2 protein-coding genes are annotated in these 3,284 nt (G+C 54.1%); both read left to right on the top strand.

From position 1 onward, the window contains the following. Positions 1-151: 151 nt before the first annotated feature. Positions 152-2,803 carry a histidine kinase dimerization/phosphoacceptor domain -containing protein gene (locus tag WBL42_RS12380; protein ID WP_424721591.1) on the top strand — a complete coding sequence of 884 codons (2,652 nt, stop codon included), beginning with the start codon at positions 152-154 and terminating at the stop codon, positions 2,801-2,803. Beyond that, positions 2,800-3,180 (top strand): response regulator, encoded by a 381-nt coding sequence (locus WBL42_RS12375; RefSeq protein WP_424721590.1) that lies wholly within the window; start codon positions 2,800-2,802, stop codon positions 3,178-3,180. Before WBL42_RS12380 ends, WBL42_RS12375 begins: the two co-directional genes overlap by 4 nt. Positions 3,181-3,284 lie beyond the last annotated feature (104 nt).

Here is a 3,284-nt window from a genome sequence, read left to right as displayed (position 1 = left end):
AGCCAGACGGGGATGGAGCCCTCCTTAAGATTCTTACGAAAAAAGCTGAAATGATCGATTGCCTGCAATTGTTCTCCGGGAGATTCCCGGGATTTTCGTGAAAGAAACCAGGCACCTGTTAATTTATATTCATCGATCATATAACCGGGTAATGCCAAGGGATCGCGTATACCGCGTACTCTATGTCGATAAAGACCCGCGCCTGCTCGACAGTGCGAAGAAGTTCCTCGAGGAATCGCAGGAATTCACTATCAATATATCGACTTCTGCACGTGAGGTCCTGGATTCCGGGACCCTTTCATCGTACGATGCCATCGTCTCTGGTTACAAGATGCCGGTCACTGACGGTATCGCTTTCCTTAAAGAAGTCCGCTTACGGTTCGGCACCATTCCGTTTATCCTCTTCACCGGGCGGGAGCGGGAAGAGGTTTTCCTGGAAGCACTTGACAGCGGTTCTGATTTTTACCTCAAGAAAGGAGGAGACCCCGGGTCGCAATTTGTTGAGCTGATGCACCTGGTCAAAATAGCCGTGGAGCACCGGAGAGCAGCTGATGGGATCATCGTCCAGAACCGGTTATACTCGGTCTTGTCAGCTACGAATAAGGCAATCGTCCATATCCGGGATAAAAACAGGGTTTTTTTTGAAATATGCCGTATCCTTGTTGAAGTCGGAGGTTTCCGGATGGTCTGGATCGGTCTTTCTGACACAACAAAAAAAAGGATCGAGCCTGTTGCTTCCTTCGGGCATGTCGACGGCTATTTTGATTGCATAAACATCTCTACCGAGGATGTCCCCGACGGCCGGGGTCCGACCGGGACTGCGTACCGTACAGGAAAATACTATTTCTCCAACGATATCCTGGCAGATCCTCACATGGTACCTTGGCGAAAACCTGCAATCCACCGCGGCTACCTGGCGAGTGCTGCATTTCCGTTTGCGCTCGGGACCCGGAATGAAGGCGTCATGACACTGTATGCTCCAAAAGCGGGATTTTTCGACGGGCAGGTGATCGAGCTTCTCGAAGAGATGTCCCGCGATATCTCATTTGCACTCATGACAATCGATGATGAAGAACGCCGGGAGGCCGCGGAAGAGGCGCTGCAGGAGAGCGAGGAACGATACCGCGTCCTTTTCGAGACGATGGTGGAAGGATTCTCCATCGACGAGATCATCCTCGACGAAGCGGGAAGGCCCGTCGATCTCCGGTACCTCCGTGTCAACCCGGCGTTCGAGCGCCTGAATGGCCTTAAAGCGGAGGACGTGATTGGAAAGACTGCCCGCGAGCTCTTCCCCGGCGCCGAACCGGTCTGGTTCGAGCGGTACGGCGAAGTCGTCCGTACCGGAGTACCTGCCCATTTCGAGGAACGCTTCGGCCCGCTCGGGAAATGGTACGATGTCCGGGCGTACAGGACCGGGCCCGCGCAGTTTGCTGTCATCTTCTCGGATATCACGGAACGCAGGACCAACGAGGACATCCTCCGGCTCTCTTCTGAGGTATACAAGCTCTCAGCCGGCAGCGACACTCTCCCCGCAATGCTCACTGAGTATGTCCGGCTCCTCCAGCGCTACACCGGGTGCGATGCGATCGGGATCCGCCTTCTCGACAATGAAGGTAACATTCCCTACCAGGCGAATACCGGTTTCTCCGGGGATTTCCTCCGGCTCGAGAGCCCGCTCTCGGTAAAAAATGACAACTGCATGTGTATTAACGTGATCAAAGGGACGACAGATCCCGTCCTCCCGTTCTACACGAACGGTGGATCGTTCTACATCAATGCCACAACAAAATTCCTGGCCACGGTTTCCGAAGAGGAAAAGGGGAAAACCAGGAACATGTGCAATAAGGCAGGGTACGAATCGGTCTCCCTCATCCCCATTCAAAAAGGGAACATGATCCTCGGGCTGCTCCATCTCGCAGACACCCGGGAGGGAATGGTGCCCTTAAGAACCGTCAGTATCCTTGAAAACGTAGCGCTTTCTATGGGATCGCCTATCCTGCGGATGAAGGCAGAGGAGGAATTGAAGAGCAGGCTCACCGATCTCCATGCGGCTTACGAAGAGATCACCTCCACCCAGGAGGAACTCCGGCAGAACGTGGAGGAACTCAGCCTCCGCGAGCAGGAACTGGTAGAAAGCGAGACAAATCTCAGGAAGGCCCTCGCGGAAAAGGAGATCCTTTTATCAGAGGTACACCACCGCGTCAAGAACAACCTGACCGCGTTCATCTCGCTGCTGAGCCTCGATGGTTCATATGAGGAGTCCGAAGTGGGGAGGGCACTCCGGAAGGATCTCCAGAACCGGGCCCGCAGCATGGCCCTGATCCATGAGACCCTGTACCGGACCGGGAAATTCTCTAAAGTGGATATGGAGGCTTACCTTACCCCCCTTGTTGGCCAGATTGCCGCTTCGTATACGACTAGTGCTACAATCCTGACTGTCGTTGATGTCCGGGATATGGTTCTTGATCTCTCCCGGGCCACCGCGGCGGGCTTGATCATCAATGAGCTCGTGACCAACTCCTTCAAGTACGCATTCCCCCCCGGGTTCGACTGCTTTGGAGTACGGGAAGAAGACTGCACGATCCGGGTCTCGCTTGCGAGTGAGGATGGTACAACTGTGCTCAGGGTTGCCGATAACGGCTGCGGACTACCGGAGGAATTAGATCCCCTGACAACAAAATCGCTCGGCCTCAAACTGGTGAAATTCCTCGCCCGTTACCAGTTCCGGGCAGAGATCGAGGTCAGGGCGGATAATGGTACAGAATTTATCTTCCGGATGAACAATGCAGAGGCATACAAATGACCGGGGAGACTATTCTGGTTGTGGAAGACGAATGCCTGATCGCCCTTCACCTGACTGAATTGCTTGAAAAAGCAGGCTACCGGGTTCCCGATCCCGTTTTTGCAGGGGAGATAGCGCTCATGACGCTCGAAACATCTCCGGCACCCGATCTTATCCTGATGGACGTTGGACTTGCAGGAACACTTGACGGGATCGAGACGGCCCGGCAGATCCGGCAACGGTTTCCAATTCCCCTGATCTTCGTCACTGCTTATACTTCAGAGCTCATGCTCGAAAGGATGCGGGAAGTTGCACCGGACGGGGTCATCACCAAACCGTTCGTTGATACTGATCTGCTCGATCTTATAGGGAAGGCCGTGGGCAGGTCGACACCATGAGCGTCCTTAACAGCCATCGGATAACAGGCCCCGCTATTGCGTCTCATCAGCTGGTTCACAAAGCTGGTGTGAGACGGATCTTCCTTGTGTAAATACAAGATATG

It is taken from the genome of Methanoregula sp., from assembly GCF_049686655.1.
In the GTDB taxonomy this organism is placed as follows: domain Archaea; phylum Halobacteriota; class Methanomicrobia; order Methanomicrobiales; family Methanospirillaceae; genus Methanoregula.
This window is presented reverse-complemented; position numbering and strand designations above follow the sequence as displayed.